Consider the following 26,326-nt stretch of genomic DNA (forward strand, 5'->3'; position numbering starts at 1 on the left):
AGCACCAGGACCGCCCGTGACCGCCACCTCCAGCACCGCCACGCCGACCCCGGTCGCCCCTGCCCACGGACCACGCCGCTTCGGCTCGCTCGGCCCGGTGGGCCTGGTGCTGGCCGGCGGCGTCTCGGTCCAGTTCGGCGGCGCCCTCGCGGTGACCCTGATGCCCCGGGCCGGCGCACCCGGCGTCGTCACCCTCCGCCTCCTCGCGGCGGCGGTGGTCCTCCTCCTGTTCTGCCGCCCCCGGCTGCGCGGCCACTCGCGCACCGACTGGGGCACGGTGATCGCGTTCGGCATCGCCATGGGCGCGATGAACGGCCTCTTCTACGAGGCGGTGGCCCGCATCCCGCTGGGCCCCGCGGTCACCCTGGAGGTCCTGGGCCCGCTCTCCCTCTCCGTCCTGACCTCCCGCCGCGCGATCAACGCGCTGTGGGCGGGCCTGGCCCTGCTCGGCGTCTTTCTGCTCGGCGGCGGCGGCTTCGGCCGTCTCGACCCCGTGGGTGTCGCCTTCGCCCTGGGCGCCGGAGCCATGTGGGCGACCTACATCCTCTTCAGCGCCCGTACGGGCCGCCGCTTCCCCCAGGCGGACGGCCTGGCCCTGGCCATGGCGGTGGCGGCACTCCTCTTCCTCCCCATAGGCGTCGCCTCGGCGGGCACGCGCCTCCTGAACCCCACGACCATCGCCCTCGGCTCGGCGGTGGCCCTGCTCTCCTCGGTCCTGCCCTACACCCTCGAACTCCTGGCCCTGCGCCGCCTGCCCGCCTCCACGTTCGCCATCCTGATGAGCCTGGAACCGGCGCTCGCGGCCACGGCGGGCTTCCTCGTCCTGGGCCAGTCCCTGTCGTTGACGGAGGCCGGAGCCATCGCCCTGGTCATCGCGGCGAGCATCGGCGCGGTACGCACCCAGGTGGGCCGGGGCGGGCCCGCCGCGACGGCGGCACCGGAGGCCTGACGCCCACCCTCCCGGAGGCGGGACGCCCGCCCTTTTCCCGCGGGAGGGACGGGCTCCGGTGACCGGCGCCGGTGCGGACGCCCCCCATGACCTGGCTGACCGCGGGCGCGCGGAACGGACCGCCGGCGGCCGGGGTGGTCCCGCATCGCTCCCGAGTCTTCGAACGGGCAGCGCGCAACGGGCGGCGCACCCGGCCCTCCCCGCGCCCCGGACCACCCGGTCCGCCTCGTCACCCAGTGGGCCGACAGCCCCGACGGCAGCCCCGCACACGAGACCGGAGTGTGTGGAAAAGTGGATGCCGTGACCGGCAACAGCGCCCCCAGCCCCCGCCCGCTGAAGATCACCGCCCGTGGCCGTGCCGTACTCGCCGACCCCCGGATCAATCGCGGAACGGCGTTCACGGAGGCCGAGCGCCGGGCCCTGGACCTGGTCGGCCTGGTCCCGCCCCATGTGCTCACCCAGGACGAGCAGGCCGCGCGTGCCTACGCCCAGTACCGGGCACAGCCGAGCGACCTGGCCAAGAGCGTCAACCTCACCAATCTGCACGACCGCAACGAGACGCTGTTCTACCGGCTCGTCGGCGACCACCTCGAAGAGATGCTGCCCATCGTCTACACCCCCACCGTGGGCACGGCCATCGAGCGCTACAGCTACGAGTACCGCCGGCCGCGCGGCATCTACCTCTCCGTGGACGCCCCGGACGACATCGAGCGCTCCCTGCGAGCCAGCGGCCTCGGCGCCGACGACGTCGACCTCATCGTCGCCACCGACGGCGAGGGCATCCTCGGCATCGGCGACTGGGGCGTGGGCGGGATCGACATCGCCGTCGGCAAGCTCGCCGTCTACACGGCAGCCGCCGGCATCGACCCGCGCCGCACCCTCCCGGTCATGCTCGACGCCGGCACCAACCGCAAGGAACTCCTCGACAACCCCCTCTACCTGGGCAACCGTCACCCGCGTGCCGACCGGGAGGCGTACGACGCCTTCATCGACGCCTACGTCAGCACCGCGAGCAAACTCTTCCCGAACGCCCTGCTGCACTGGGAGGACTTCGGCACCGCCAACGCCCGCCGCATCCTGGAGCGCTACCGCGACCGGGTGTGCACCTTCAACGACGACATCCAGGGCACGGGCGCCGTGAACCTCGCCGCCGTCCTGTCCGGCGTACGCGCCGCCGGTGTGCCCCTGCCCGAGCACCGGATCGTCGTCTTCGGCGCGGGCACGGCCGGTATCGGCGTCGCCGACCAGCTCAGGGACGCCCTCGTCGCCGAGGGGTTGTCCGAGGCCGAGGCCACGGCCCGCTTCTGGTGCGTCGACCGCTACGGCCTGCTCACCAGCGACCAGGGCGACGAACTCCGTGACTTTCAGCGGTCGTACGCCCGTCCCGCCGGCGAGGTCGACGGCTGGCGGCGGGACGACGGCCTGCCCGGCATCCCGCTGGACGAGGTGGTCCGGCAGGTCCGTCCGACCGTCCTGATCGGCACCTCCGGCCAGGGCGGCGCCTTCACCGAGGACATCGCCCGCGAGATGGCGCGGCACATCGAGCGGCCCATCATCCTGCCCATGTCCAACCCCACCGACCTCGCCGAGGCCACCCCCGCCGACCTGCTCGACTGGACGGACGGGAAGGCGCTGGTGGCCACCGGCAGCCCCTTCGCACCGGTCGAGCGGGAGGGGACGACGTACGAGATCGGCCAGGCCAACAACGCCCTGGTCTTCCCGGGGCTCGGCCTCGGCGCGATCGTCGCGCGCGCCTCCCGCGTCACCGACCGCATGCTCCGCGCGGCGGCCGACGCCGTGGCCCGCCGGACCGACGGTGGGGAGGACGTCGACCGGCTGAACGCGCCCCTCCTCCCGCCGATCCGCGACCTGCGTGCCACGTCCGAGGCGGTCGCCGTGGCCGTGGCCCGCACGGCGGTGGCGGAGGGGGTGGCCCGGGCCGGCCTGGACGACGTCGAGGCGGCGGTGCGGGCGGCGCGCTGGGAGCCGGTGTACCCGCCGGTGGAGGCGGTCTGACCGACGGCGAGGGGGACCCCTCAGGTCGGTACCCCTGATCGTCGCCCCTGAATTCATGCAAGCATGCTTGATTGTTTCCGACGTCACTGCCATGCTCCCCCTCATGGCCGACCCGACGCCCGTCATCGACGACCTGCGTGCCGAGAGCGAGGAACTCGACCTGCTCACGGCCGAGTTGAGCCCCGCGCAGTGGGCACTGCCCACCCCCGCGCCCGGCTGGACCGTCGCCCACCAGATCGCCCACCTCGCCTGGACCGACCGCTCGGCCCTGCTCGCCGTCACCGACGCGGACGCCTTCCACGCACTGGTCGAGAAGGCGCTCGCCGCCCCCGGTTCGTTCGTGGACGAGGGCGCGGAGGAGGGTGCCCGGCTCGCGCCCGCCGAGCTGCTGTCGACCTGGCGCGAGGGGCGCACCGCCCTCGACCAGGCCCTGCGCAACGCCTCACCCGGCGCCCGTTTCCCCTGGTACGGCCCACCCATGTCGGCCGCCTCCATGGCCACGGCCCGTCTGATGGAGACCTGGGCGCACGGCCTGGACATCGCCGACGCCCTCGGTGTGGTCCGCACCCACACCGCCCGGCTCAGGCATGTGGCCCGCCTCGGGGTCCGCACCCGCGACTTCGCCCACACCGCGCATGGGCTCACTCCGCCCGCCGAGGAGTTCCGCGTGGAACTGACCGCGCCGTCCGGCGATGTGTGGACCTACGGTCCCGAGGACGCCCCGCAGCGCGTCACCGGCCCCGCCCTCGACTTCTGCCTCCTCGTCACCCAGCGCGCCCACCGCGCCGACCTCGCCCTGACCGCCGTCGGCCCGGACGCCGACCGCTGGCTGGACATCGCCCAGGCCTTCGCGGGTCCGCCCGGCACCGGCCGCCCGGCGAAGGGGGCCTCGGCGTGACATCGCTCCGGATCGGGAACTTCTCCGGCTTCTACGGCGACCGTTTCGACGCCCTGCGCGAGATGCTCGCGGGCGGCGAGCTCGACGTCCTCACCGGCGACTACCTCGCCGAACTCACCATGCTGATCCTTGCCCGTGACCGCCTGAAGGACCCCGGTGCCGGTTACGCCCGCACCTTCCCGCGCCAGCTGGAGGACTGCCTCGGCCTCGCCCACGAGCGCGGGGTGAAGATCGTCACCAACGCGGGCGGCCTCAACCCGGCCGGACTGGCGGACGCCGTACGGAAGGTGGCCGACCGCCTCGGCATCCCGGCCCGCATCGCGCACGTCGAGGGCGACGACCTCACCGCCGCCCACCCCGGCGCCCTCGCCGCGCACGCCTACCTCGGCGGCTTCGGCATAGCCGAGTGCCTGCGGGCCGGCGCGGACATCGTCGTGACCGGGCGGGTGACCGACGCCGCCCTGGTCACCGGGCCCGCCGCCGCCCACTTCGGGTGGGGTCCCACCGACTACGACCGGCTCGCGGGCGCCGTCGTCGCCGGGCATGTGCTGGAGTGCGGGACACAGGCCACCGGCGGGAACTACGCGTTCTTCCAGGAGGGGGACGTACGCCGGCCGGGCTTCCCGCTCGCCGAGATCCACGCCGACGGCAGCAGCGTCCTCACCAAACACCCCGGCACCGGCGGTCTGGTCGACGTCGGCACGGTCACCGCGCAGCTGTTGTACGAGACCGGCGGCGGGCGGTACGCCGGGCCCGATGTCACCGCCCGGCTGGACACCGTACGGCTGAGCCAGGACGGGCCGGACCGGGTGCGGATCGAGGGGGCCCGGGGCGAGGCGCCGCCGCCGACCCTGAAGGTCGGCCGCAACCGGCTCGGCGGCTTCCGCAACGAGGTCGTCTTCGTGCTCACCGGCCTCGACATCGAGGCCAAGGCGGACCTCGTGCGGGCCCAGCTGACCGATGCGCTGGCCAAGTCGCCGCCCGAAGAGGTGCGTTGGGAACTGGTCCGCACCGACCGGGCCGACGCCGACACCGAGGAGACCGCGAGCGCCCTGCTGCGACTCGTCGTACGGGACGCGGACGAGCGGGTCGTCGGCCGGGCGCTGAGCGGGGCCGCCGTGGAACTGGCCCTGGCCAGCTACCCCGGCTTCCATGTGCTGTCCCCACCCGGAAAGGGCGCGCCTTATGGGGTCTTCGAGGATGTGTACGTCCCCCATGACACCGTGGACCACACGGCCGTCCTGCACGACGGGCGCCGTGTCCGGGTGGCGCCGCCCCAGGACACCCGGCCTCTGGAGCCGATACCGGAACCAGCCCTTCCGGAGCCCCTTCCACCCGGTCCGACGCGGTGCGCCCCGCTCGGCCTGGTCGCCGGGGCCCGCAGCGGGGACAAGGGCGGCAACGCCAACGTCGGCGTCTGGGCCCGTACCGACGAGGCCTGGCGGTGGCTCGCGCACGAGCTGACCGCCGAAAGGTTCCGGCACCTGATTCCCGAGAGCCGGGACCTGCCGGTCACCCGGTATCCGCTGCCGAACCTCCGCGCGGTCAACTTCGTCGTCGAGGGCATCCTCGGCGCGGGGGTCGCCGCGCAGGCCCGCTTCGACCCGCAGGCCAAGGCCCTCGGCGAATGGCTGCGCTCCCGCCACCTGGACATCCCGGAGGCCCTGCTGTGACCGTCCTGACCTCGGCCCTGGACCCGGCCGGCCCCGACTACCGCGCGAACCGCGAGGCCATGCTCGCCAAGCTGGCCGAACTCGACGCCGAGCACGCGAAGGCGCTCGCGGGCGGTGGCGAGAAGTACGTCCAACGGCATCGCGAACGGGGCAAGTTGCTCGCCCGCGAGCGGATCGAGCTGCTTCTCGACCCGGACACGCCGTTCCTGGAGCTGTCCCCGCTGGCGGCCTGGGGGAGTGACTACACGGTCGGTGCCTCGCTCGTCACCGGCATCGGTGTGGTCGAGGGCGTGGAGTGCCTGATCACCGCCAACGACCCGACCGTGCGCGGCGGCGCGAGCAACCCGTGGAGCCTGAAGAAGGCCCTGCGCGCCAACGACATCGCACTCGCCAACCGGCTGCCCTGCATCTCCCTGGTGGAGTCGGGAGGCGCCGACCTGCCCTCCCAGAAGGAGATCTTCATCCCGGGCGGCGCCATCTTCCGTGACCTCACCCGGCTCTCCGCCGCCGGCATCCCGACCATCGCCGTCGTCTTCGGCAACTCCACCGCCGGCGGTGCCTACATCCCCGGCATGTCCGACCACGTGATCATGGTCAAGGAGCGGGCCAAGGTGTTCCTCGGCGGGCCGCCGCTGGTGAAGATGGCGACCGGTGAGGAGAGCGACGACGAGTCCCTGGGCGGCGCCGAGATGCACGCGCGCGTGTCGGGCCTCGCCGACTACTTCGCCGTGGACGAGCCGGACGCGCTGCGGCAGGCACGGCGGGTGGTCGCCCGGCTCAACCACCGCAAGGCGTACCCGGATCCCGGTCCGGCGGCCCCGCCCAAGTACGCCGAGGAGGAGCTGCTGGGCATCGTCCCGGGCGACCTGAAGATCCCCTTCGACCCCCGCGAGGTCATCGCCCGGATCGTCGACGGCTCCGACTTCGACGAGTTCAAGCCGCTGTACGGGACCAGTCTGGTGACCGGCTGGGCCGCCCTGCACGGCTATCCGGTGGGTGTGCTGGCCAACGCGCAGGGCGTCTTGTTCAGCGAGGAGTCCCAGAAGGCCGCCCAGTTCATCCAGCTCGCCAACCAGCGCGACATCCCGCTGCTCTTCCTGCACAACACCACCGGCTACATGGTCGGCAAGGAGTACGAGCAGGGCGGGATCATCAAGCACGGCTCGATGATGATCAACGCGGTCAGCAACAGCCGGGTGCCCCATCTGTCGGTGCTCATGGGGGCGTCGTACGGCGCCGGGCACTACGGGATGTGCGGGCGGGCGTACGATCCCCGCTTCCTGTTCGCCTGGCCCAGCGCCAAGTCGGCCGTCATGGGCCCGCAGCAGCTCGCGGGCGTGCTGTCGATCGTCGCCCGGCAGTCGGCGGCGGCGAAGGGCCGGCCGTACGACGAGGACGCGGACGCCGCCCTGCGCACGATGGTGGAGCAGCAGATCGAGTCCGAGTCGCTGCCGATGTTCCTGTCCGGGCGGTTGTACGACGACGGCGTCATCGACCCGCGCGACACCCGCACCGTCCTCGGCCTGTGCCTGTCCGCCCTCCACACCGCGCCCTACGAGGGTGCGCGGGGCGGCTTCGGCGTCTTCCGGATGTGAGGGACCACGTGATTTCGACTCTGCTCGTCGCCAATCGGGGCGAGATCGCCTGCCGGATCTTCCGCACCTGCCGTGAGCTGGGGATCCGGACGGTCGCCGTGCACTCGGACGCCGACGAGAACGCGCTCCACGCGCGCGTGGCCGACACGGCGGTACGACTGCCGGGCGCGGCGCCCGCCGAGACGTATCTGCGCGGGGACCTGATCGTGAAGGCGGCCCTCGCGGCCGGCGCGGACGCCGTGCACCCCGGCTACGGCTTCCTCTCCGAGAACCCCGACTTCGCCCGCGCCGTCCTCGACGCCGGCCTGACCTGGATCGGCCCCTCCCCGGAGGCCATCGAGGCGATGGCGTCCAAGACCCGCGCGAAGGAGCTGATGGGGATCGCCTCCCTCGCCGCGGCCGGCATCGCCGAGTCCGACCTGCCGGTCCTGGTGAAGGCGGCCGCCGGCGGCGGAGGGCGCGGGATGCGGATCGTGCGCCGACTGGAAGAGCTGAGCGCCGCACTGGAGGGCGCGAGCGCCGAGGCAGCGAGCGCCTTCGGGGACGGCGAGGTCTTCGTCGAGCCGTACCTGGAGCACGGGCGCCATGTCGAGGTGCAGATCCTCGCCGACACCCACGGCACGATCTGGCCGCTCGGCACCCGAGACTGCTCCCTCCAGCGCCGCCATCAGAAGGTCGTCGAGGAGGCCCCCGCGCCCGGGCTCTCCGTGGGGCTCACGGAGGAACTGCACGCGCTGGCGGTACAGGCCGCGCGCGCCGTCGCCTACGTGGGCGCCGGCACCGTCGAGTTCCTGGTCGCCGACGGCCGCGCGCACTTCCTGGAGATGAACACCCGCCTCCAGGTCGAACACCCCGTGACGGAGGAGGTGTTCGGCATCGACCTGGTCGCGGAGCAGATCCGGATCGCGGAGGGCGGGGCCCTCGAAAAGGAGCCGCCACGCGCGCGTGGCCACGCCGTCGAGGCCCGCCTGTACGCCGAGGACCCCGCCCACGACTGGGCCCCGCAGACCGGCGCCCTGCACCACCTCGCCGTGCCGGCCGGCGTCCGCCTGGACACCGGCTACACCGACGGCGACACCATCGGCGTCCACTACGACCCGATGCTCGCCAAGGTCGTCGCCCACGCGCCCACCCGCGCGGAGGCGCTGCGCCGGCTCGCCGGTGCCCTGGAGCGCGCGGAGATCCACGGCCCGGTCACCAACCGGGAGCTGCTGGTCCGCTCCCTGCGCCACGAGGAGTTCGCGGCCGCCCGTATGGACACGGGCTTCTACGACCGCCACCTCGCCGCCCTGACCGAGCCCGCCCCCGACCCGTACGCCCCCCTGGCCGCAGCCCTCGCCGCCGCCCACGGCCGCTCCCGCTTCGGCGGCTGGCGCAACGTTCCCTCACAGCCACAGGTGAAGCGGTACGCGGTGGCGGGGGAGGAGCACGAGGTCCACTACCGGCACACGCGGGACGGGCTGGCGGCGGACGGGGTGCGGGTCGTGCACGCCGACGCGCGCGCGGTCGTCCTCGAAGTGGACGGCGTGGAGCGCCGGTTCGCCGTCGTCGCGTACGGCGACGAGGTGTACGTCGACTCCACCCGCCTCACCGCCCTGCCCCGCTTCCCCGACCCGACCACCCAGCTGGCCCCGGGTTCCCTGGTGGCTCCGATGCCGGGAACGGTCGTACGGGTCGCCGAGGGCCTGGAGGAGGGGGCGAGCGTCGAGGCGGGCCAGCCCCTGATCTGGCTGGAGGCGATGAAGATGCAGCACCAGATCTCGGCGCCGGCGGCCGGCACGCTGACGGCCCTGCACGCCGAGCCCGGGCAGCAGGTGGAGCCCGGCCTGCTGCTGGCGGTGGTGCAGCCCACCTGAGGGACGCGGGGAACCGCGCGCCCAGCCACGGATCATCTGCAGCCCGAAGGAGTCCGATGACCACCCACATCGAATCCGAAGAACACAAAGCGCTGCGAGCGGCCGTAGCCGCCCTCGGCAAACGCTACGGCCGCGACTACCTCGTCCGGACCGTCGCCGCAGGCAGGCCCCCCACCGAGCTCTGGACCGAAGCCGGAAAGCTCGGCTACCTCGGCGTCAACCTCCCGGAGGAGCACGGCGGCGGAGGCGGCGGGATCACCGAACTCTCGATCGTCCTCGAAGAGCTGGGCGCGGCAGGCTCCCCCCTCCTCATGCTCGTCGTGTCCCCCGCCATCTGCGGCACCGTGATCTCCCGCTTCGGCACGGAAGCCCAGAAGCGGCAGTGGCTCCCCGGCATCGCGGACGGAACCCGGCTCATGGCCTTCGGCATCACCGAACCCGACGCCGGCTCCAACAGCCATCGCATCACCACCACCGCCCGCAAGGACGGCGCCGACTGGCTCCTCACGGGCCGCAAGGTCTTCATCTCCGGTGTCGACATGGCCGACGCCGTCCTGATCGTCGGCCGCACCGAGGACGCCCGCACCGGACGCCTCAAGCCCTGCCTGTTCATCGTCCCGACGGACGCCGGGGGCTTCCAGAAGCGGCCCATCGAGATGGAACTCAACGCCGCGGAGAAGCAGTTCGAGCTGGTCCTGGACGACGTACGGCTGCCCTCCGACGCACTCGTCGGCGACGAGGACGCGGGTCTGCTGCAGCTGTTCGCCGGACTCAACCCCGAGCGCATCATGACCGCGGCCTTCGCCATCGGCATGGGCAGGTACGCGCTCTCCAGGGCGGTCGAGTACGCCCGCGACCGCACCGTCTGGAAGGCCCCGATCGGCGCCCACCAGGCCATCGCCCACCCCCTGGCGCAGGCGCACATCGACCTGGAGCTGGCCCGGCTGATGATGCAGAAGGCCGCCCACCTCTACGACGCCGGTGACGACATCGGCGCGGGCGAGGCGGCCAACATGGCCAAGTACGCGGCCGGGGAGGCCTGCGTGAAGGCCGTCGACCAGGCCGTGCACACCCTCGGCGGCAACGGGCTCACGCGCGAGTTCGGGCTCGCCTCGTTGATAACGGCCGCGCGCGTGGCTCGTATTGCTCCGGTGAGCCGGGAGATGATTCTCAACTACGTCTCCCACCAGACCCTGGGCCTGCCGAAGTCTTACTAGGCGACCGCGACCGCACTGGAGGAACCGTGTTCCGCAGCGAGTACGCAGACGTTCCGCCCGTAGAACTCCCCATCCACGAGGCCGTTCTGGGCCACGCCGCCGGCTTCGGCGCGCGCCCCGCCCTGATCGACGGCACGGACGGCACCACCCTCACGTACGAGCAGGTGAACCGGTTCCACCGGCGCGTCGCGGCCGGGTTCGCCGACGCGGGCGTCACCAAGGGTGACGTCCTCGCCCTGCACAGCCCCAACACCATCGCCTTCCCGGTCGCCTTCTACGCGGCCACGCGCGCGGGTGCCTCCGTCACCACGGTGCACCCGCTCGCCACCCCCGAGGAGTTCGCCAAACAGCTCGGCGACAGCGGGGCGCGCTGGATCGTCACCGTCTCACCCCTGCTGGCGGCGGCCCGCCGTGCCGCCGAACTCGCGGGCGGGATACGGGAGATATTCGTCTGCGACAGCGCGCCCGGACACCGCTCACTGACCGACATGCCGGCCGGCACCGCGCCCGAGCCCCGGCTCGTCTTCGACCCGGCCGAGGACATCGCCGCCCTGCCGTACTCCTCCGGCACCACCGGCGTCCCCAAGGGCGTGATGCTCACCCACCGGCAGATCGCCACCAACCTCGCCCAGCTGGAACCCGCCGTCCCCACCGGGCCGGACGAGCGCATCCTCGCCGTCCTGCCGTTCTTCCACATCTACGGCCTCACCGCCCTGATGAACGCGCCCCTGAGGAAGGGCGCGACCGTCGTCGTCCTGCCCCGTTTCGAGCTGGAGACCTTCCTCGCCGCGATCGAGAACCACCGCATCACCGGCCTGTACGTCGCTCCCCCGATCGTCCTCGCCCTCGCCAAGCACCCGGCGGTCGCCCGCTACGACCTCTCCTCCCTGCGGTACGTCATCAGCGCCGCCGCCCCGCTGGACGCGCACCTCGCCCGCGCCTGCGCCGAACGGCTCGGCCTGCCCCCGATCGGCCAGGCCTACGGCATGACCGAACTGTCGCCCGGAACCCATGTCGTCCCCCTCGACCGGCTGCACGACGCCCCCGCCGGCACGGTCGGCAGGCTCATCGCCGGCACCGAGATGCGAATCGTGTCCCTGGACGACCCCGACAAGGACCTCGGCACCGGCGAGCCGGGCGAGATCCTGATCCGCGGCCCCCAGGTGATGAAGGGCTACCTCGGCCGCCCCGACGCCACCACCGCCATGATCGACGCCGACGGCTGGCTGCACACCGGGGACGTGGGGCACGTCGACGAGGGCGGCTGGCTCTTCGTGGTGGACCGGGTGAAGGAACTCATCAAGTACAAGGGCTTCCAGGTGGCCCCCGCCGAACTGGAGGCCCTGCTGCTCACCCACCCCGGCATCACCGACGCCGCCGTCATCGGCGCGTACAACGACGACGGCAACGAGGTCCCGCACGCCTTCGTCGTCCGCCGCGCCGACGCCGCCGAACAGCTGACCGAGAACGAGGTCATGCTGTACGTCGCCGAGCGGGTCGCGCCCTACAAACGCGTCCGCCGGGTCACCTTCATCCACACCGTCCCGCGCGCCGCCTCCGGGAAGATCCTGCGCCGGGAACTCCGGGAGCTGACATGACACTGATCAGCCGCACGCGCGCGCGTGCCGTGGAAGCGCTCAGCCTCGACTCCACGGGCACCCGCAACGCGCTCTCCGCGGCCCTCGTGTCCGACCTCGCGAGCGCCCTCACCGAATGCGGCAAGGACCCGGACGTACGTGCCGTCGTCCTCACCCACACCGGCACCACCTTCAGCGCCGGCGCCGACCTGCGCGACCCGCCGCACCCGGATGCCCTGGTCGGCCTGCTCCGGCAGATCGTCGAGCTGCCCAAACCGGTCGTCGCCCGGGTCACCGGGCACGTCCGCGCGGGCGGCCTCGGCCTCCTCGCCGCCTGCGACATCGCCGCCGCCTCCACCGCGGCCACCTTCGCCTTCACGGAGGTCCGCATCGGCGTCGCACCCGCGGTGATCTCCCTGCCGGTGATCCCGCGCACCGACCCCCGCGCCCTGGCCCGCCACTACCTCACCGGCGAACGCTTCGACTCGGTGGAAGCCGTACGCCTCGGCCTGCTCACGACGACGGCCGACGACGTGGACGAGGCGCTGGCCCCGGTCCTCGACGGTCTGCGCCGCTCCTCCCCGCAGGCCCTGGCCGAGACGAAACGGCTGCTCACGGTTAGGGTGCTGGAGACATTCGACCGGGACGCGGCGGACCTGACCGCCCTCTCGGCCCGGCTGTTCGCCTCCGACCAGGCCCGGGAGGGGATGACGGCCTTCCTGGAACGACGCGATGCGGCATGGGTGGTGTGACCACATGAGCACGACGGTGGAACGCGACCGCGTACCCAAGCAGGACCGCAGCCGGGCCACCCGGCAGCGGCTCCTGGAGGCCGCCGTGGCCTGCCTGGCCGAACACGGCTGGGCGGGCTCCACCGTCGCCGTCGTCGCCGAGCGCGCCGGCGTCTCCCGCGGCGCCGCCCAGCACCACTTCCCGACCCGCGAGGACCTGTTCACGGCCGCGGTCGAGTACGTGGCCGAGGAACGCTCCACCGCGCTCCGGGAGCTCTTCCCGGCCGGCCCCGCCGACCGCCGCGCCGTCGTCGGCGCCCTCGTCGACCTCTACACAGGCCCCCTCTTCCGCGCAGCCCTGCACCTGTGGGTCGCCGCCTCCAACGAGGACCAGCTGCGCACGCGCGTGACCGAGCTGGAGGCCCGCGTCGGCCGCGAGACCCACCGCATCGCCGTCGAACTCCTCGGCGCCGACGAGTCCCGCCCCGGCGTCCGCGAGACCGTCCAGGGCTTCCTCGACATGGCCCGCGGCCTCGGCCTCGCCAACCTCCTCACCGACGACACCGCCCGCCGCGAACGGGTCGTCACCCAGTGGGCCGACCTGCTGGCCCGGTCCCTGCGCTGAGCCGCGGCCAGTGGGGCCGGTGACCGTTCCCGCGCCCGGGAGACCGTGAGGCGGGCCACACCCGTGTCCGGGACGGGGCAGTACTCTTGGCCCATGCTTCCGATGCTCGTTCGCCGTCGCCACGTGGACTACGTGCGCGTCACGAGCACGGGCTGTCGGCCTTCGGCCTGATTCAGCCCCTTTTATCTTCCTCTTCTTACGGCATCCTGGGCGGCGCCGCCTCCATCCCCGGCGGGCCTGCCCGTGGCCCACACACCCCTGTGGACGCATCCATGACGACGCACACCGCGACGACCCCGTCGTACGACCAGCTCCCCCTCATCGACCTGTCGGCCGCCGACCGCGGCCCCCAGGCCCGCGCGCTCCTCCACGCCCAGCTGCACAGCGCCGCCCACGACGTCGGCTTCTTCCAGCTCGTCGGGCACGGCGTGACCCCGGCCGAGACCGACGCGCTGCTCACCGCCGTGCGCGCCTTCTTCGCCCTCCCCGAGGCCGACCGGCTCGCCCTCGACAACGTGAACTCCCCGCACTTCCGCGGCTACACCCGTACCGGCGACGAGCGCACCGCAGGCGCCCGCGACTGGCGCGACCAGCTCGACATCGGCGCCGAACGCCCGGCCCGGGTCCCCGCCCCCGGAGAGCCCCCGTACTGGTGGCTCCAGGGCCCCAACCAGTGGCCCGCGGCCCTCCCCGAGCTGCGCACGGCGGCCCTGGGCTGGATCGACAGGCTGAGCAAGGTCGCGGACCGCCTGCTGCACGAACTCCTCACCGCCATCGGCGCCCCGGCCGACTTCTACGACCCGATCTTCGGCGCGGGCGCCCACCCGCACCTCAAGCTCGTCCGCTACCCCGGCAGCGCGGGTGACGGCACCGACCAGGGCGTGGGCGCGCACAAGGACTACGGGTTCCTGACCCTGCTCCTCCAGGACACGGTCGGCGGCCTCCAGGTCCACCGCGAGGACGGCCTCTTCCACGACGTGCCGCCCGTCGAGGGCGCCTTCGTCGTCAACCTCGGCGAACTCCTGGAGGTCGCCACCAACGGCTACCTCGTCGCCACCAACCACCGTGTGGTGAGCCCGCCGGGAGCGACGGAACGCCTCTCCGTGCCCTTCTTCTACAACCCCCGCCTGGACGCGAGGATCGAGCCCGTGCCCTTCCCGCACGCGGCGAAGGCCCCGGGTGTCACGGCGGACCCGTCGAACCCGCTGTACGCGGAGTACGGCTACAACGAGTTGAAGGGCAAGCTGAGGGCCCACCCGCTGGTGGCGGAGAGGCACCACGGGAAGCTGCACACCGCCGCGTGAGACTCGGGGCCCGCAGGGCCCGACCCTCTCAGGGGCGCGGGGAACCGCGCGGGCAACCACGACGCACGCCGCGGCCGCCCACGCGCCCCAACCGCCCTGTCAGTGGGCGATATCCGCGTACCCGACGATGTCCTCCGGCCGGCGCGCCCCCGGCCCCACGTAGCGAGCAGAAGGCCGCACCAGCCGCCCCGTGCGCTTCTGCTCCAGAATGTGAGCCGACCAACCGGCGGTCCTCGCGCACGTGAACATCGACGTGAACATGTGCGCCGGCACCTCGGCGAAGTCGAGCACGATCGCGGCCCAGAACTCCACGTTGGTGGCGAGCACCCGGTCGGGCCGGCGGTTGTGAAGCTCCTCCAGCGCGGCCTTCTCCAGAGCCTCGGCGACCTCGAACCGCGGCGCTCCGAGCTCCCGCGCCGTACGCCGCAGCACGCGCGCCCGCGGGTCCTCGGCCCGGTACACCCGGTGCCCGAAGCCCATCAGCCGCTCACCGCGGTCCAGGGCCTGACGGACGTACGCCTCCGCGTCCCCCGTCCGCTCGATCTCCTCGATCATCCCGAGGACCCGCGAGGGCGCGCCGCCGTGCAGCGGCCCGGACATGGCGCCCACCGCACCCGACAGCGCGGCGGCGACATCCGCACCGGTGGAGGCGATGACCCGCGCCGTGAACGTGGACGCGTTCATGCCGTGCTCGGCGGCGGACGTCCAGTACGCGTCCACGGCCGCCACGTGCCTCGGGTCCGGCTCACCCCGCCAGCGGATCATGAACCGCTCCACGACCGACTTCGCCTTGTCGATCTCCCGCTGCGGCACCATCGGCAGCCCCTGGCCCCGCGCGGACTGGGCGACGTACGACAGCGCCATGACGGCGGCCCGCGCGAGGTCCTCCCGCGCCCGCCCCTCGTCGATGTCGAGCAGCGGCCTGAGCCCCCACACCGGGGCCAGCATGGCGAGCGCCGACTGCACGTCCACGCGGATGTCACCGGAGTGCACCGGGATCGGGAACGGCTCGGCGGGCGGCAGGCCGGGGTTGAAGGCCCCGTCGACCAGCAGCCCCCACACGTTCCCGAACGAGACGTGCCCGACCAGGTCCTCGATGTCGACGCCCCGGTAGCGCAGGGCGCCGCCCTCCTTGTCGGGCTCGGCGATCTCCGTCTCGAACGCGACGACTCCCTCGAGTCCGGGTACGAAATCGGACATCAGGCGGCTCCTCGTGATGTGGTCGGCGGCGGTCACCCCGGTGATGCCCCGATCGTCCAATGGTCATCCGGTGATCCCTGAAACCGCGGGGGAACCAGCACGATAACCCCCAGTGTCATCCTTGGGGAGTCCGTACGACACTGAGTGCCAGCGGCGTTCGATACGGCAGGATGACCGCGTGACCGACCGCGAACCCCTTCTGGACCCCGCCCTCGACCCTGCCGCCATGCGCAAGCAGTACCGGGCGGCGGGCCTCGCCGAACAGGACCTCGCCGCCCACCCCATGGACCAGTTCGCCCGCTGGTTCGAGGACGCCGCCCGGGCAGTCCTGCACGGCACGGTCTACGAACCCAACGCGATGGTCGTCTCCACGGCGGACGCGGCGGGCCGCCCCACCTCGCGCACGGTCCTGATGAAGCAGTTCGACACCGAGGGCTTCGTCTTCTACACCAACTACGGCTCCCGCAAGTCCCGCGACCTCGCGGAGAACCCGCACATCTGCCTGCTCTTCCCCTGGCACCCGCTGGCCCGCCAGGTGATCGTCACCGGCACCGCCCGCCGCACCGGCCGCGACGAGACGGCCGCCTACTTCCGCACCCGGCCGCACGGCTCCCAGCTGGGCGCCTGGGCCAGCGCCCAGTCCTCGGTGATCGCCTCCCGCACCGAACTGGACACCGCCTACGCCGAACTGGAGACGCGCTACCCCGAGGACGAGCGGGTCCCCGTCCCCCCGCACTGGGGCGGCTTCCGTGTCACCCCGGAAACCGTCGAGTTCTGGCAGGGCCGCGAGAACCGCCTCCACGACCGTCTGCGGTACGTCGCCCGGTCCGAGGGCGGCTGGCAGGTCGAGCGCCTCAGCCCGTGACCGGCCCGGAAAACGCAGACGACCCGCGGGCTGGGTTCCTCCGTGGAGGAGCCGGCCGGACGTACCGGCAGCCCGCGGGTCGGGTGACTGCTTGGGAATGGGGCCGGCTGCACGCGTCTGTCACGTGCTGGTCCGGCGCCGCACTGGATGTGGTGGCGGACCGCTAGCCCGCAGCCACCTCACGCGTCCGGTTGTCATACATCTGCCGAACCACCTCCCTTCTCGTGTACCCCACACCTTAGGAAGCCGAGGAAAAGCGCTCAAGCTCTTTTTTTCTCGGGAACATGATGTGGGCTGAGTCACGTTCCAGTTGAATGAGGGCCAGTGAGCGAACCGCGTGCCGCTGGCGCGCCGACGCAGCCTCCAGGGGGTCCAGGTGAGTGCTTCCCGGCGGAGTGGGATCACCGATGAGCTGGGGCCGGACGAGCCCGGTGAGTCCGGCGGATCCGATCTGCTCGCCGCGCTGCTCGACGGCATGGACGCGGCCCTGTGCGCGTTCGACGCCGACGGGGTCGTCACGCACTGGAACCGGGAGGCCGAGCGGATCCTCGGCTGGACGGCCGCCGAGGCGGTCGGGCGGCACGGGTTCGCCGGCTGGGCGGTGCGCAGCGCCGACGCCGAGGAGGTGCAGGCCCGGCTGATGTCGGCGATGCGCGCTCCCGGGCGGCAGGTGCACGAGTTCGCGCTGGTCACGAAGGACGGCGGGCGGGTGCTGGTGCGCACGCAGTCCGCCGCCGTGCGCGGGCCCGAGGGGAAGCCGGCGGGGGTGTACTGCGCGTTCAGCGAGGTGCACGCGCAGATCGACCTGGAGCGGTCGATCGCCCTGAGCGAGGCGCTGTTCGAGGACGCCGCCTGGGGCGTCGTCCTCATCGACGCCGACCTGCGGCCCGCCGTCGTCAACGCGCACGCGGCCCGTGCCCTCGGGATCGGGCGGACGTCCGCGCTGGGCAGGCCGCTCGGCGAGCTGCTCGCGCAGGGCGTGGAGGAGCTGGAGGCCGCGCTCACCCATGTGCTGGCCGAGGGCGCGCCGCCCGCGCCTGCCGAGATGTGGGTGACCCTGCGCACCTCGGGGGGCGAGAAGCGGCGCTGCTGGCGGAGCGGGTTCGTGCGGCTCGCCTCGCCCCTCGCGGAGGAGCCGGTGCCGCTCGGCGTCGGCTGGCTCTTCCAGGACGTCACCGAGACCCGCCAGACCGAGCAGGAGGCGGCCCTGCTGCGGTTCCGGACCAACCAGTTGCACCGTGCCGCGCGTGCCGCCGCCGAGTGCGAGGACCCGGCCGAGGCGGCCATCGTCCACCTCGACTTCGCCCTCGCCGGCTTCGCCGACCACGCGCTGATCGACCGTTGCGCGTCGTCCCCGCGCGCGGAGGGCGAGCAGGCGGCCCCACGGCTGGTACGGCTGGCCGCCACGCCCGCCGGCGCGCCCGGACCGAGCCTGCTCACCGGAGCGGCCGGCCTTCCCGTGCGCTACGAGCCGGGGCATCCCGCGCTGCAGTGCGTGGAGCGGGCCGGGGCCGTGCGCGCGGACGCCGGGCCGGTCCCGGCGGACCAGGCACGGGAGTGGGCGCTGGCCCGGCAGTGGCCCGGCGACGCCGTGCACGCCCTGTGCGCGGTGCTGCGCAGCCGGGGGCGCACACTGGGCGTGGTGACCTTTCTGCGCGGTGCCGGCCGCAACCGCTTCGAACGGTCCGACACCGCCTACGCGGAGGACGTGGCGGTCCGTATCGCCGCGGCACTGGACCTGGCGGACGCGGTGCGCGGCGCATAGCGGCGCCCACGGGACTCAGTGCCGGTAGAAGATCCGGTCGCCGTACTCCTTCATCACCCGGCCGTTCCACTCGTGGCCGCCGTCGACGTTGCCCGAACGCAGCAGCGGGGGTTCGATGCCCCGGTCGGCGAGGGCGGCGGCGGTGGTCGCCATGACGGCCTGCATCAGGGCGGTGGTGACGACCGTGGAGGCGGGGGCGAAGGGCGCCGGGATGGTGTCGAGGGTGAGTTCCGCGTCACCGACGGCGATCTTCGAGTCCAGGACGAGGTCGCAGTGGTCCTTCAGGAAGGTGCCGGAGGCGTGCCGGGACGTGGTCTGGGCGGCGTACGCGACCGAGGTGACGCCGATGACCTTCACGCCGAGGGCGCGGGCGCCCCGGGCCATCTCCACGGGCAGGGCGTTGCGGCCGGAGAGGGAGATGATCACCAATGCGTCACCGGTGCGGACCGGGGAGGTGTCGAGGACGGCGCTCGCGAGTCCGTCGACGCGTTCGAGGGCGGAGCCGAGGGTGGCCGGGGTGACGTCGACGCCGACGACGCCGGGGACGGCGAGCAGGTTCATCAGGGCGAGGCCGCCGGCGCGGTAGACGACGTCCTGGGCGGCCAGGGAGGAGTGCCCGGCGCCGAAGGCGAACAGGCGGCCGCCGGCGGCGACGGTGTCGGCGAGCAGGGTGCCGGCCGCTGCGATCGCCTCGGCCTCCTCCTCGCGCACCCGTTGCAGCAGGGTGATGGCGGCGTCGAAGAACAGGTCGGCAGGCGTGCCGTCGCTCATGCGGTGCCCCTTCGCAGCGTCTGTGTCGCGGATCACGGTGCGGTCTGGACCAGTGCGGTGTCAATACGGCCGGGTGGAAGCGCCCCGAAGGGGCGCGGGGCGGTATGGGCATGTGGCTCCGCCGCGTGGGCGCGACCGGCCCACCACGACCTGCACCCCGGCGGCGGTCCGTACCCCTCCGGCGGTCACCCGTTGCGGCCCGTTCCGCCGGAGGCCCCCGCTTGTCAGTGGGATCCGGCAGAATTGGTGCCAGGGCCAGCGCACGCGCCGGGCTGCCGGCAGAGGTAATCGAGGGGCACGTATGTCCGGACTGATCGACACCACGGAGATGTATCTCCGCACCATCCTCGAACTCGAAGAGGAAGGCGTCGTCCCCATGCGCGCCCGCATCGCGGAGCGGCTGGACCAGAGCGGGCCGACGGTGAGCCAGACGGTGGCGCGCATGGAGCGCGACGGCCTGGTGTCCGTGGCCAGCGACCGCCACCTGGAGCTGACGGACGAGGGACGCAGGCTGGCCACGCGCGTGATGCGCAAGCACCGGCTGGCCGAGTGTCTCCTCGTCGATGTGATCGGCCTGGAGTGGGAGCAGGTGCACGCGGAGGCCTGCCGCTGGGAGCACGTGATGAGCGAGGCCGTGGAGCGCCGTGTCCTGGAGCTGCTGCGGCACCCCACCGAGTCGCCGTACGGCAACCCGATCCCGGGCCTGGAGGAGCTCGGCGAGAAGGACGGCGCCAACCCGTTCCTGGACGAGGGCATGGTCTCGCTGGCCGACCTGGACCCGGGCACGGACGGCAAGACCGTCGTCGTACGCCGCATCGGTGAGCCGATCCAGACCGACGCCCAGCTGATGTACACGCTGCGGCGCGCGGGTGTGCAGCCCGGCTCCGTGGTGAGCGTGACGGAGTCGGCCGGCGGTGTCCTGGTGGGCAGTGGCGGCGAGGCGGCGGAGCTGGAGGCGGACGTCGCCTCCCACGTGTTCGTCGCCAAGCGCTGAGGGCAGGAATGAGCCCCGGCGCCTTGCGGCGCCGGGGCCTGTCCTCCCCTGTGCTGACCCGGAGCCCCGAGCTCTCAGGGTCATCCCCTCGGACCGTTTTCCCCGAGCGGTCCGCCCTCCCGCCAGAAAAGATCCCCTCGGCGGCGGCGATCATGCCTCGAGGGGTGTCACTCGAATGAGGGGTGTTGTCCGCAGAGGCGGATTTTTCGAATGGGCATTCGATAGTCTGCGGCGGCAGGACGAGCAGGACGGCGACAGCAGCGAGTACGAGCGAGTACGGCAGTACACCGGTACGAGGCAGGCGGAGCTGGGGGGTGCCAGGCCCATGGCGCGGCGCATCGACGTGACGGGAGCGGACGGGGTACGCCTGGCCGCCTGGGAGTTCGCCGACCCGCCCAAGACGGGACTCGACCCGACGGACGATCAGGCGGACGGCCGAGTGGACGGCCGGGCGGAGGCGGTGCCCGGAGCCCCGGGTGTGCTGTTACTCCACGGCCTGATGGGCCGCGCCTCCCACTGGGCCTCCACGGCCCGCTGGCTCGCCGCACGGCACCGCGCCGTCGCCCTCGACCAGCGCGCTCACGGCCAGAGCGAGAAGCCTCCACAGGCCGCCTACACCCGTGAGGCCTACGTCGAGGACGCCGAGGCCGCCCTTGAACAGCTCGGCCTCGCCCCCGCGCTCCTCATCGGCCATGCCATGGGCGCGCTGACCGCCTGGCAGCTCGCCGCGAAGCGCCCCGATCTGGTGCGGGGCCTGATCATCTGCGACATGCGGGCCTCCGCGCTGGGCGCCGCCTCGCAGCGGGAGTGGGCCGAGTGGTTCAAGGCCTGGCCCGTCCCCTTCGCCACGCTGGCCGACGTACGCAAGTGGTTCGGCGAGGACGACCCGTGGGTGGAGCGGCCGAATCCGAAGCGCGGGGATTTCTACGCCGAGGTGATGCACGAGTCGGCCGACGGCTGGCGGCCCGCGTTCGAGCCGGAGCAGATGCTCAGGTCCCGTGAGACATGGGTGTACGACGCGCACTGGGAGGAGCTGGCCCAGGTGCGGTGCCCGGCGCTGGTGGTGCGAGGGGTGGACGGGGAACTGGGGCGGGCGGAGGCGCAGGAGATGGTGCGGGTGCTGCCGGCCGGGGAGTACGCGGAGGTTTCCGACGCCGGGCACCTGGCGCATTACGACATGCCGGGGGCCTGGCGGGAGGCTGTCTCGCCGTTCCTCGATCGGGTGCTCGGGGACTGAGGCCGCTTGCCCGCCCGCCGGGTCGGGCGGGTGCCGGCGCGTGCGGGTGCGCGGGGGGTCTCGCGCCGGTTCCCCCGCCCCTCAGGGCCGTGGTTACCCGCGCCCCTGGGGCGCGGCAGAGCTCTATCCCTTGCTCACCGCCGTCAGGATCTCCGGCAGCCGCGCCGCCGTCCTCGGAGCCGCCAGGCGCAACCCCGCGGCGGTCAGCCCCGCGCCGTACGCCGCCCCCACCGGCAGCAGCAGCCACCTCCAGTCCTCCCCGTCCGCGCTCACGTGGAGCCAGATGGTGAGGACGATGACGGGGGAGCAGAGCAGGGCCGCCGAGACCATGCCGCCGAAGATCGAGATCCAGGCGAGGCCCGCCTGGCCCGGGGCGACGTTCTTGTGACCCTCCTGGGGGATGGAGTAGGGGAAGCGGGCCGAGGTCCAGGCGCCGGTGGCGAGCATCGCGCCGAGCAGGGCGAAGGACAGGCCCAGTACCTCCGGCAGCCGTGACCAGGCGCCCAGCAGGGCCGTGGTCACCGTGGTGACGAGCGCCGCGTAGGGCAGGGTGATCAGCAGCAGGGCCAGGGCACGGCCGCGCAGTTCGGCGTACGCGTCCCGGGGCGAGGAGATGGTCGTGGCCACCATCCAGAACGCGGAGGTGTCCTGCCCGAACTGGTTGTACATCTGGATGCCGAGCATCCCGGCGGCGAAGCACGCGAAGTAGACCGACCCGGTGCCCTGCACCGCGTTGAACACCGGCACGATCAGCCCGATCGCCAGCGAGGTCACCCAGGCGGCCTTGGTCTTCGGATCCCGCCAGACGTAGCGCAGGCTGCGCTCCATGACCGTGCCCGTGCGGTCCTGCGGCAGCAGCCGTCCGAGTCCGGCGGCCGAGCGGTTGCGGTCCCCGGCGTCGACGGGCTGCAGCGTGGACTGGTCGGGCGCGGTCATCAGCCGGGTCAGGCTGCGCGCCCACAGGACGATCAGTGCCGCCAACCCGATCGCCGTGACCGCGAGTTGGGCGGCAGCGAGGCCGTACGAACCCGCGCTCGCCGCGTGCACCGCCGCCACCGACGACGCCGGTGGCACCCAGGACAGCACGTCCGCGACCGGTTGCAGTCGCCCGAGTCCGGCCGAACCCAGCTGCCGCGCTCCGAAGTTGACCAGCTGCGCCCCGATCGCGATCACCAGCCCGCTCAGCACGGCCAGATCGCGGCCCTTCCTGCTGCTCAGCAGCCGCGCGTTGGCGGTGGCGACGGCCCGCGCCAGGGCCACGCAGACCAGCAGGGCGAGGGCGACGGCGAGCACCGCCACGACGCAGGCCGTGGCCCCGTGCGCGAGGGACAGTGCGCAGCCCACCAGCACCAGCAGCGTGAACAGCGGGCCGACGCCGACCAGGGAGGCCGCGAGCAGCGCCCGGACCAGCGGGCGGGGGCGCAGCGGAAGCATCACGAGCCGGGTCGGGTCCAGCGTCTCGTCGCCGGTCGGGAAGAACAGCGGCAGCACCGCCCAGCCCAGCGCGAGCACAGCCGTAGCCGGCACGGCGACCGTGTCGGCGTGGGCGTGCCCGCGCAGCAGAAGCAGTCCGAGCAGCTGGGACAGCGCGAACAGTACCGCGACGACGGCCGAGGCGACGAACGCGGCCCGGCGGCCCCCGGACTGCCGCAGCCCGTTCCGCAGCAGTGACAGTTTCAGCCGTACGACGGTGGAGGTGAGGCTCGTCATCGGGCCGCTCCGCCGCCCAGCCAGTCCAGATCCGCTCCGGCGTCCCGGCCGCTCGCCCCGACCAGCTCCAGGAACGCCCCCTGCAGTGTGGGATGCGGCCCGCGCACCTCGGCCAGCGGGCCGGTGGCTCGGATCCGCCCGGCCGCCATCACCGCCACCCAGTCGCACAGCGACTCGACCAGTTCCATCACGTGGGAGGAGAAGACGACGGTGGCACCGGAGGCCGTGTACCGCTCCAGGACGCCCCGGATGCCCTGCGCGGAGACCGGGTCGACGCCCTCGAACGGCTCGTCCAGGAAGAGCACCTCGGGGTTGTGCAGGAGCGCGGCCGCGAGCCCGATCTTCTTGCGCATGCCGGTCGAGTAGTCGACGACGAGCTTGTGCTGGGCTCCGGCCAGGTCGAGGACGTCCAGCAGCTGCGTGGCCCGCTTGTCGACCTCGGCGCCCGGCAGCCCGCGCAGCCGCCCGGCGTACCCGAGCAGTTCCCGCCCCGACAGCCGTTCGAACATCCGCAGTCCCTCGGGGAGCACGCCGATCCGCGCCTTCACGGCCACCGGATCCCGCCACACGTCGTGACCGACGACCTCGACGGTGCCGTCGTCGGGCCGCAGCAACCCGGTCACCATGGAGAGGGTGGTGGTCTTCCCGGCCCCGTTGGGCCCGACCAGTCCGATGAACTTCCCTGCGGGCAGATCGAGATCGATCCCGCCGACGGCAACCTGCTGCCCGAACTGCTTCCAGAGCCCGCGCACGCGTACTGCGACTTCGGTCATGCATGAAGGCTACGGCCACCGCCGTGCCCTGTAGGGGTGCGGGGAACCGCGCGACGGGCCACGACCCGCCCCCACTCGCCGACGCACCGCGGCGACGCGGACGGGACGGCTACCGATCCCGACCACAGGCATACGCCAGCGGCGAGATCAGCTCCTCCGCATCCGGCAACCACCGGTTCGCCGGGGTGGGCCGGCAAGCCCACTGCACGGCCCCACGCGAGCCGAACCGCGTGGGAGGAGCGGCCACATACGCCCCCTCACCCAGCGCCACCAGGTCGAGCGAGGCCGGCGACCACCCGAGCTTGCGCACCAGCTCCGGGACCTTCGCGGACCCGCCCGGCAGCACGAAGAACTGCATCCGCCGGTCGGGAGCCAACGTCACCGGCCCCAGCGTGAGCTCCATCCGCTCCATCCGGGCGAGCGCCAGGAACCCCGCGCTCTCCGGGACGGACAACGCGTCGAAGGTCCGACCCGTCGGCAGCAGGATCGACGCCGTGGGCTGCTTCTGCCACATCCGGCGTGCGACGGTCGCGCTGCCGGTCGCCTGCGTGGCCCAGTCGGGGCGCGCGGGATGCGCACCCGGCGCAGGGCAGGAAGCGTCGCCGCACGAGCAGCGCTGCCTTCCGTCGACCGCTTCCAGCCAGGTGCCCGGGAACACGTCCCAGTGGCGCTCCTCGGCGTAGCGTACGGCGGTCTCCAGCAGCGATTCCCCGCGCTGCTGCGGAATCTGACCGGCAATCTGAGTCTTTTCGGCGCCCGCGATCGTCTCTTCCACGCCCCTCTCAACTCCCGCACCCACCTGGAGTTACGGCTGTAGCGCGCGCGGGGGTGGAGCATCGGTTCCGCAGTCGGGGCGCATGGGTGCACGAGTGGGGGCGCGCGGGAGGAAGCGGGGCGTGAGCTGGGTAGCCAGGGGTGGGGATGGCATGCGCCTTTACCCCGGCAAACCACGCATGTCGCGCATTGACGGTATGTCAGCTGGGCAGTGATCTTCCTGACCTGGTCGTCTGTTCCAGGGGATCGCAACGCAGGGGGTAGCACATGGCCGCAAGGCCTCTCGTGGCGAGGCAGCCGAACGAACGGCTGCAGGCACTCATCCAGGAAGCGGGGTGCTCGAACGCCGGGCTGGCCCGGCGGGTCAACATGTGCGGCGCCGAGCACGGGCTCGACCTGCGCTACGACAAGACGTCCGTGGCCCGCTGGCTGCGCGGCCAGCAGCCACGGGGCCGGGCCCCGGCGATCATCGCGGAGGCGCTCGGGCGCAAGCTCGGCCGCACGGTCACGATCGACGAGATCGGCATGGCCAACGGCAAGAACCTCGCCTCGGGGGTCGGTCTCCAGTTCTCGCCGACGGTACTGGGGGCCATCGAGCAGGTCTGCGAGCTGTGGCGCAGCGACGTGGGCCGGCGGGACTTCCTGTCCGGCTCCTCCGTCGCCGCCTCCGCGCTGGTCGAGCCCAGCCGCGACTGGCTGATCTCCGCGCCGGACGCCCAGGTGGCCCGGCAGGCCGGCCCGCGCGTGGGACAGGCCGACGTGGCGGCCGTACGGTCCATGACGCAGGCGCTGACCGACCTGGACCACCAGTTCGGCAGCGGCCATGTGCGTCCGGTCGTCGTGCACTACCTCAACAGCGTCGTCTCCGGGCTGCTCGCGGGCTCGTACCGGGAGACGGCCGGGCGGGAACTCTTCGCCGCGGTGGCCCGGTTGACCGAACTCGCCGGGTACATGGCCGTGGACACCGGTCAACCGGGACTGGCCCAGCGGTACTACATCCAGTCGCTGCGGCTCGCGCAGGCCGCCGGCGACCGCGGGTACGGCGGTTACGTCCTGGCCGCGTCCATGAGCCACCTCGCCGCGCAGCTCGGAAACCCGCGCGAGATCGCCCAGTTGGCGCGGGCGGCGCAGGAGGGGGCACGCGGGCAGGTGACCCCGCGCGTGGAGGCGATGTTCCACGCGGCCGAGGCGCGCGGGCACGCTCTGCTCGGCGACGTGCGCGCGGCACAGGCCTGCACCGGGCGGGCGGTGACGGCGATGGAGCGGGCCGACGACTCCTCCGGCGACGACCCGGTGTGGATCCGGCACTTCGACGGGGCGTACCTGGCCGACGAGTTGGCGCACTGCGCCCGCGACCTCGGGCAGCCCGAGCAGGCGGCCCGGTACGCCGAGGAGTCGCTGGCCGGGCATCCGGAGTCGCGGGTCCGCCGGCGTGCCATCGGCTATGTACTGCTCGCCACCGCGCAGGTGCAGCAGCGGGAGGTCGAACAGGCCTGCAGCACCGGCCTGAAGGCGGTGGAGCTGCTGGAGACGCTCCGTTCCAACCGGGGCGCCGAGTACCTGGAGGACCTGCAGCAACGCCTGGAACCGTTCCGGGAGGAGGCGGTGGTACGGGAGTTCGGGGCGCGCCTCGATCTCCAGCAGGCCGCGTGAACACCGTCCCCGCGGCCGCGTGAACGCGCGGCGAACGGCACGCGGGGGCGCGGGTGCGCGCACGGGTGCCTCGTGAACAGCGCATCGCGGGACGGTTTGTGACTGCCGTCACAGGGAGCAAGATCGCGCCCTGAGCTGCGTGG

At 72.9% G+C, this 26,326-nt stretch carries 21 protein-coding genes; 16 read left to right on the top strand and 5 right to left on the bottom strand.

Annotation, left to right across the window (positions count from 1 at the left end; genetic code table 11):
- The first annotated feature begins 16 nt into the window (after positions 1 to 16).
- The 11 genes from AB0L59_RS21565 to AB0L59_RS21615 all read left to right on the top strand — a co-directional run bounded on the left by AB0L59_RS21565 (position 17) and on the right by AB0L59_RS21615 (position 14,441).
- Complete coding sequence (locus tag AB0L59_RS21565; protein ID WP_365585977.1) at positions 17 to 949, top strand: EamA family transporter; 933 nt, start codon at positions 17 to 19, stop codon at positions 947 to 949.
- A 300-nt stretch (positions 950 to 1,249) separates the two neighbouring features.
- The gene (locus AB0L59_RS21570) at positions 1,250 to 2,965 is read left to right on the top strand and encodes an NAD-dependent malic enzyme (protein ID WP_365585979.1); all 1,716 of its coding nucleotides are present in this window, start codon (positions 1,250 to 1,252) and stop codon (positions 2,963 to 2,965) included.
- 103 nt (positions 2,966 to 3,068) lie between these two features.
- On the top strand, positions 3,069 to 3,863 hold the full coding sequence (locus tag AB0L59_RS21575; protein ID WP_365585981.1) for a TIGR03084 family metal-binding protein: 795 nt from the start codon (positions 3,069 to 3,071) through the stop codon (positions 3,861 to 3,863).
- Complete coding sequence (locus tag AB0L59_RS21580; RefSeq protein ID WP_365585984.1) at positions 3,860 to 5,536, top strand: acyclic terpene utilization AtuA family protein; 1,677 nt, start codon at positions 3,860 to 3,862, stop codon at positions 5,534 to 5,536. The genes AB0L59_RS21575 and AB0L59_RS21580 overlap by 4 nt, the downstream gene beginning before the upstream one ends.
- Entirely contained in the window at positions 5,533 to 7,131 is a 1,599-nt protein-coding gene (locus AB0L59_RS21585) for a carboxyl transferase domain-containing protein (protein WP_365585986.1), read from the top strand. The genes AB0L59_RS21580 and AB0L59_RS21585 overlap by 4 nt, the downstream gene beginning before the upstream one ends.
- 8 nt (positions 7,132 to 7,139) lie before the next feature.
- Positions 7,140 to 8,987, top strand: coding sequence for a biotin carboxylase N-terminal domain-containing protein (locus AB0L59_RS21590; protein ID WP_365585990.1), 1,848 nt, complete (start codon positions 7,140 to 7,142; stop codon positions 8,985 to 8,987).
- A gap of 56 nt (positions 8,988 to 9,043) precedes the next feature.
- Positions 9,044 to 10,204, top strand: coding sequence for an acyl-CoA dehydrogenase family protein (locus tag AB0L59_RS21595; protein ID WP_365585991.1), 1,161 nt, complete (start codon positions 9,044 to 9,046; stop codon positions 10,202 to 10,204).
- A 26-nt stretch (positions 10,205 to 10,230) separates the two neighbouring features.
- Positions 10,231 to 11,802 carry a 4-coumarate--CoA ligase family protein gene (locus AB0L59_RS21600; RefSeq protein ID WP_365585994.1) on the top strand — a complete coding sequence of 524 codons (1,572 nt, stop codon included), beginning with the start codon at positions 10,231 to 10,233 and terminating at the stop codon, positions 11,800 to 11,802.
- Complete coding sequence (locus AB0L59_RS21605; RefSeq protein WP_365585997.1) at positions 11,799 to 12,533, top strand: enoyl-CoA hydratase family protein; 735 nt, start codon at positions 11,799 to 11,801, stop codon at positions 12,531 to 12,533. Before AB0L59_RS21600 ends, AB0L59_RS21605 begins: the two co-directional genes overlap by 4 nt.
- 4 nt (positions 12,534 to 12,537) lie before the next feature.
- Positions 12,538 to 13,137, top strand: a complete 600-nt coding sequence (locus tag AB0L59_RS21610) for a TetR/AcrR family transcriptional regulator (protein ID WP_365585999.1) — start codon at positions 12,538 to 12,540, stop codon at positions 13,135 to 13,137.
- 272 nt (positions 13,138 to 13,409) lie between these two features.
- Positions 13,410 to 14,441 (top strand): 2-oxoglutarate and iron-dependent oxygenase domain-containing protein, encoded by a 1,032-nt coding sequence (locus AB0L59_RS21615; RefSeq protein WP_365586002.1) that lies wholly within the window; start codon positions 13,410 to 13,412, stop codon positions 14,439 to 14,441.
- Positions 14,442 to 14,540: 99 nt separating this feature from the next.
- Here the strand turns inward: AB0L59_RS21615 and AB0L59_RS21620 are convergent, their stop codons facing one another.
- Entirely contained in the window at positions 14,541 to 15,641 is a 1,101-nt protein-coding gene (locus AB0L59_RS21620) for a citrate synthase 2 (protein ID WP_365586005.1), read from the bottom strand.
- 178 nt (positions 15,642 to 15,819) lie between these two features.
- Here AB0L59_RS21620 and pdxH point away from each other — a divergent pair, with 178 nt between their 5' ends.
- Both pdxH and AB0L59_RS21630 read left to right on the top strand, forming a co-directional pair.
- Positions 15,820 to 16,506, top strand: a complete 687-nt coding sequence (gene pdxH / locus AB0L59_RS21625) for a pyridoxamine 5'-phosphate oxidase (RefSeq protein WP_365586008.1) — start codon at positions 15,820 to 15,822, stop codon at positions 16,504 to 16,506.
- Between the two features lie 376 nt (positions 16,507 to 16,882).
- A complete protein-coding gene (locus AB0L59_RS21630; protein WP_365586010.1) occupies positions 16,883 to 18,271 on the top strand; it encodes a PAS domain-containing protein in 1,389 nt (462 codons plus the stop codon).
- 15 nt (positions 18,272 to 18,286) lie between these two features.
- Here the strand turns inward: AB0L59_RS21630 and AB0L59_RS21635 are convergent, their stop codons facing one another.
- Positions 18,287 to 19,042: an SIS domain-containing protein gene (locus AB0L59_RS21635; RefSeq protein ID WP_365586013.1), complete on the bottom strand. Its 756-nt coding sequence runs from the start codon at positions 19,040 to 19,042 to the stop codon at positions 18,287 to 18,289.
- A gap of 301 nt (positions 19,043 to 19,343) precedes the next feature.
- Here AB0L59_RS21635 and AB0L59_RS21640 point away from each other — a divergent pair, with 301 nt between their 5' ends.
- A complete protein-coding gene (locus AB0L59_RS21640) occupies positions 19,344 to 20,036 on the top strand; it encodes a metal-dependent transcriptional regulator (protein ID WP_362114470.1) in 693 nt (230 codons plus the stop codon).
- Positions 20,037 to 20,361: 325 nt separating this feature from the next.
- Complete coding sequence (locus tag AB0L59_RS21645) at positions 20,362 to 21,273, top strand: alpha/beta hydrolase (RefSeq protein WP_365586015.1); 912 nt, start codon at positions 20,362 to 20,364, stop codon at positions 21,271 to 21,273.
- Positions 21,274 to 21,396: 123 nt separating this feature from the next.
- Here AB0L59_RS21645 and AB0L59_RS21650 read toward each other — a convergent pair whose 3' ends face one another.
- The 3 genes from AB0L59_RS21650 to AB0L59_RS21660 form a co-directional block, all read right to left on the bottom strand.
- Positions 21,397 to 22,983: a transporter gene (locus AB0L59_RS21650; RefSeq protein ID WP_365586017.1), complete on the bottom strand. Its 1,587-nt coding sequence runs from the start codon at positions 22,981 to 22,983 to the stop codon at positions 21,397 to 21,399.
- The gene (locus AB0L59_RS21655; RefSeq protein ID WP_365586019.1) at positions 22,980 to 23,756 is read right to left on the bottom strand and encodes an ABC transporter ATP-binding protein; all 777 of its coding nucleotides are present in this window, start codon (positions 23,754 to 23,756) and stop codon (positions 22,980 to 22,982) included. The genes AB0L59_RS21650 and AB0L59_RS21655 overlap by 4 nt, the downstream gene beginning before the upstream one ends.
- A 109-nt stretch (positions 23,757 to 23,865) precedes the next feature.
- A complete protein-coding gene (locus tag AB0L59_RS21660) occupies positions 23,866 to 24,531 on the bottom strand; it encodes a bifunctional DNA primase/polymerase (protein ID WP_365586022.1) in 666 nt (221 codons plus the stop codon).
- A gap of 266 nt (positions 24,532 to 24,797) precedes the next feature.
- On the opposite strand from AB0L59_RS21660, the gene AB0L59_RS21665 reads away from it, so the two are divergent.
- Positions 24,798 to 26,183: a transcriptional regulator gene (locus AB0L59_RS21665; protein ID WP_365586025.1), complete on the top strand. Its 1,386-nt coding sequence runs from the start codon at positions 24,798 to 24,800 to the stop codon at positions 26,181 to 26,183.
- Positions 26,184 to 26,326: the final 143 nt, after the last annotated feature.

Origin of the sequence: Streptomyces sp. NPDC052109, from assembly GCF_040680195.1 — a bacterium.
GTDB lineage: Bacteria > Actinomycetota > Actinomycetes > Streptomycetales > Streptomycetaceae > Streptomyces.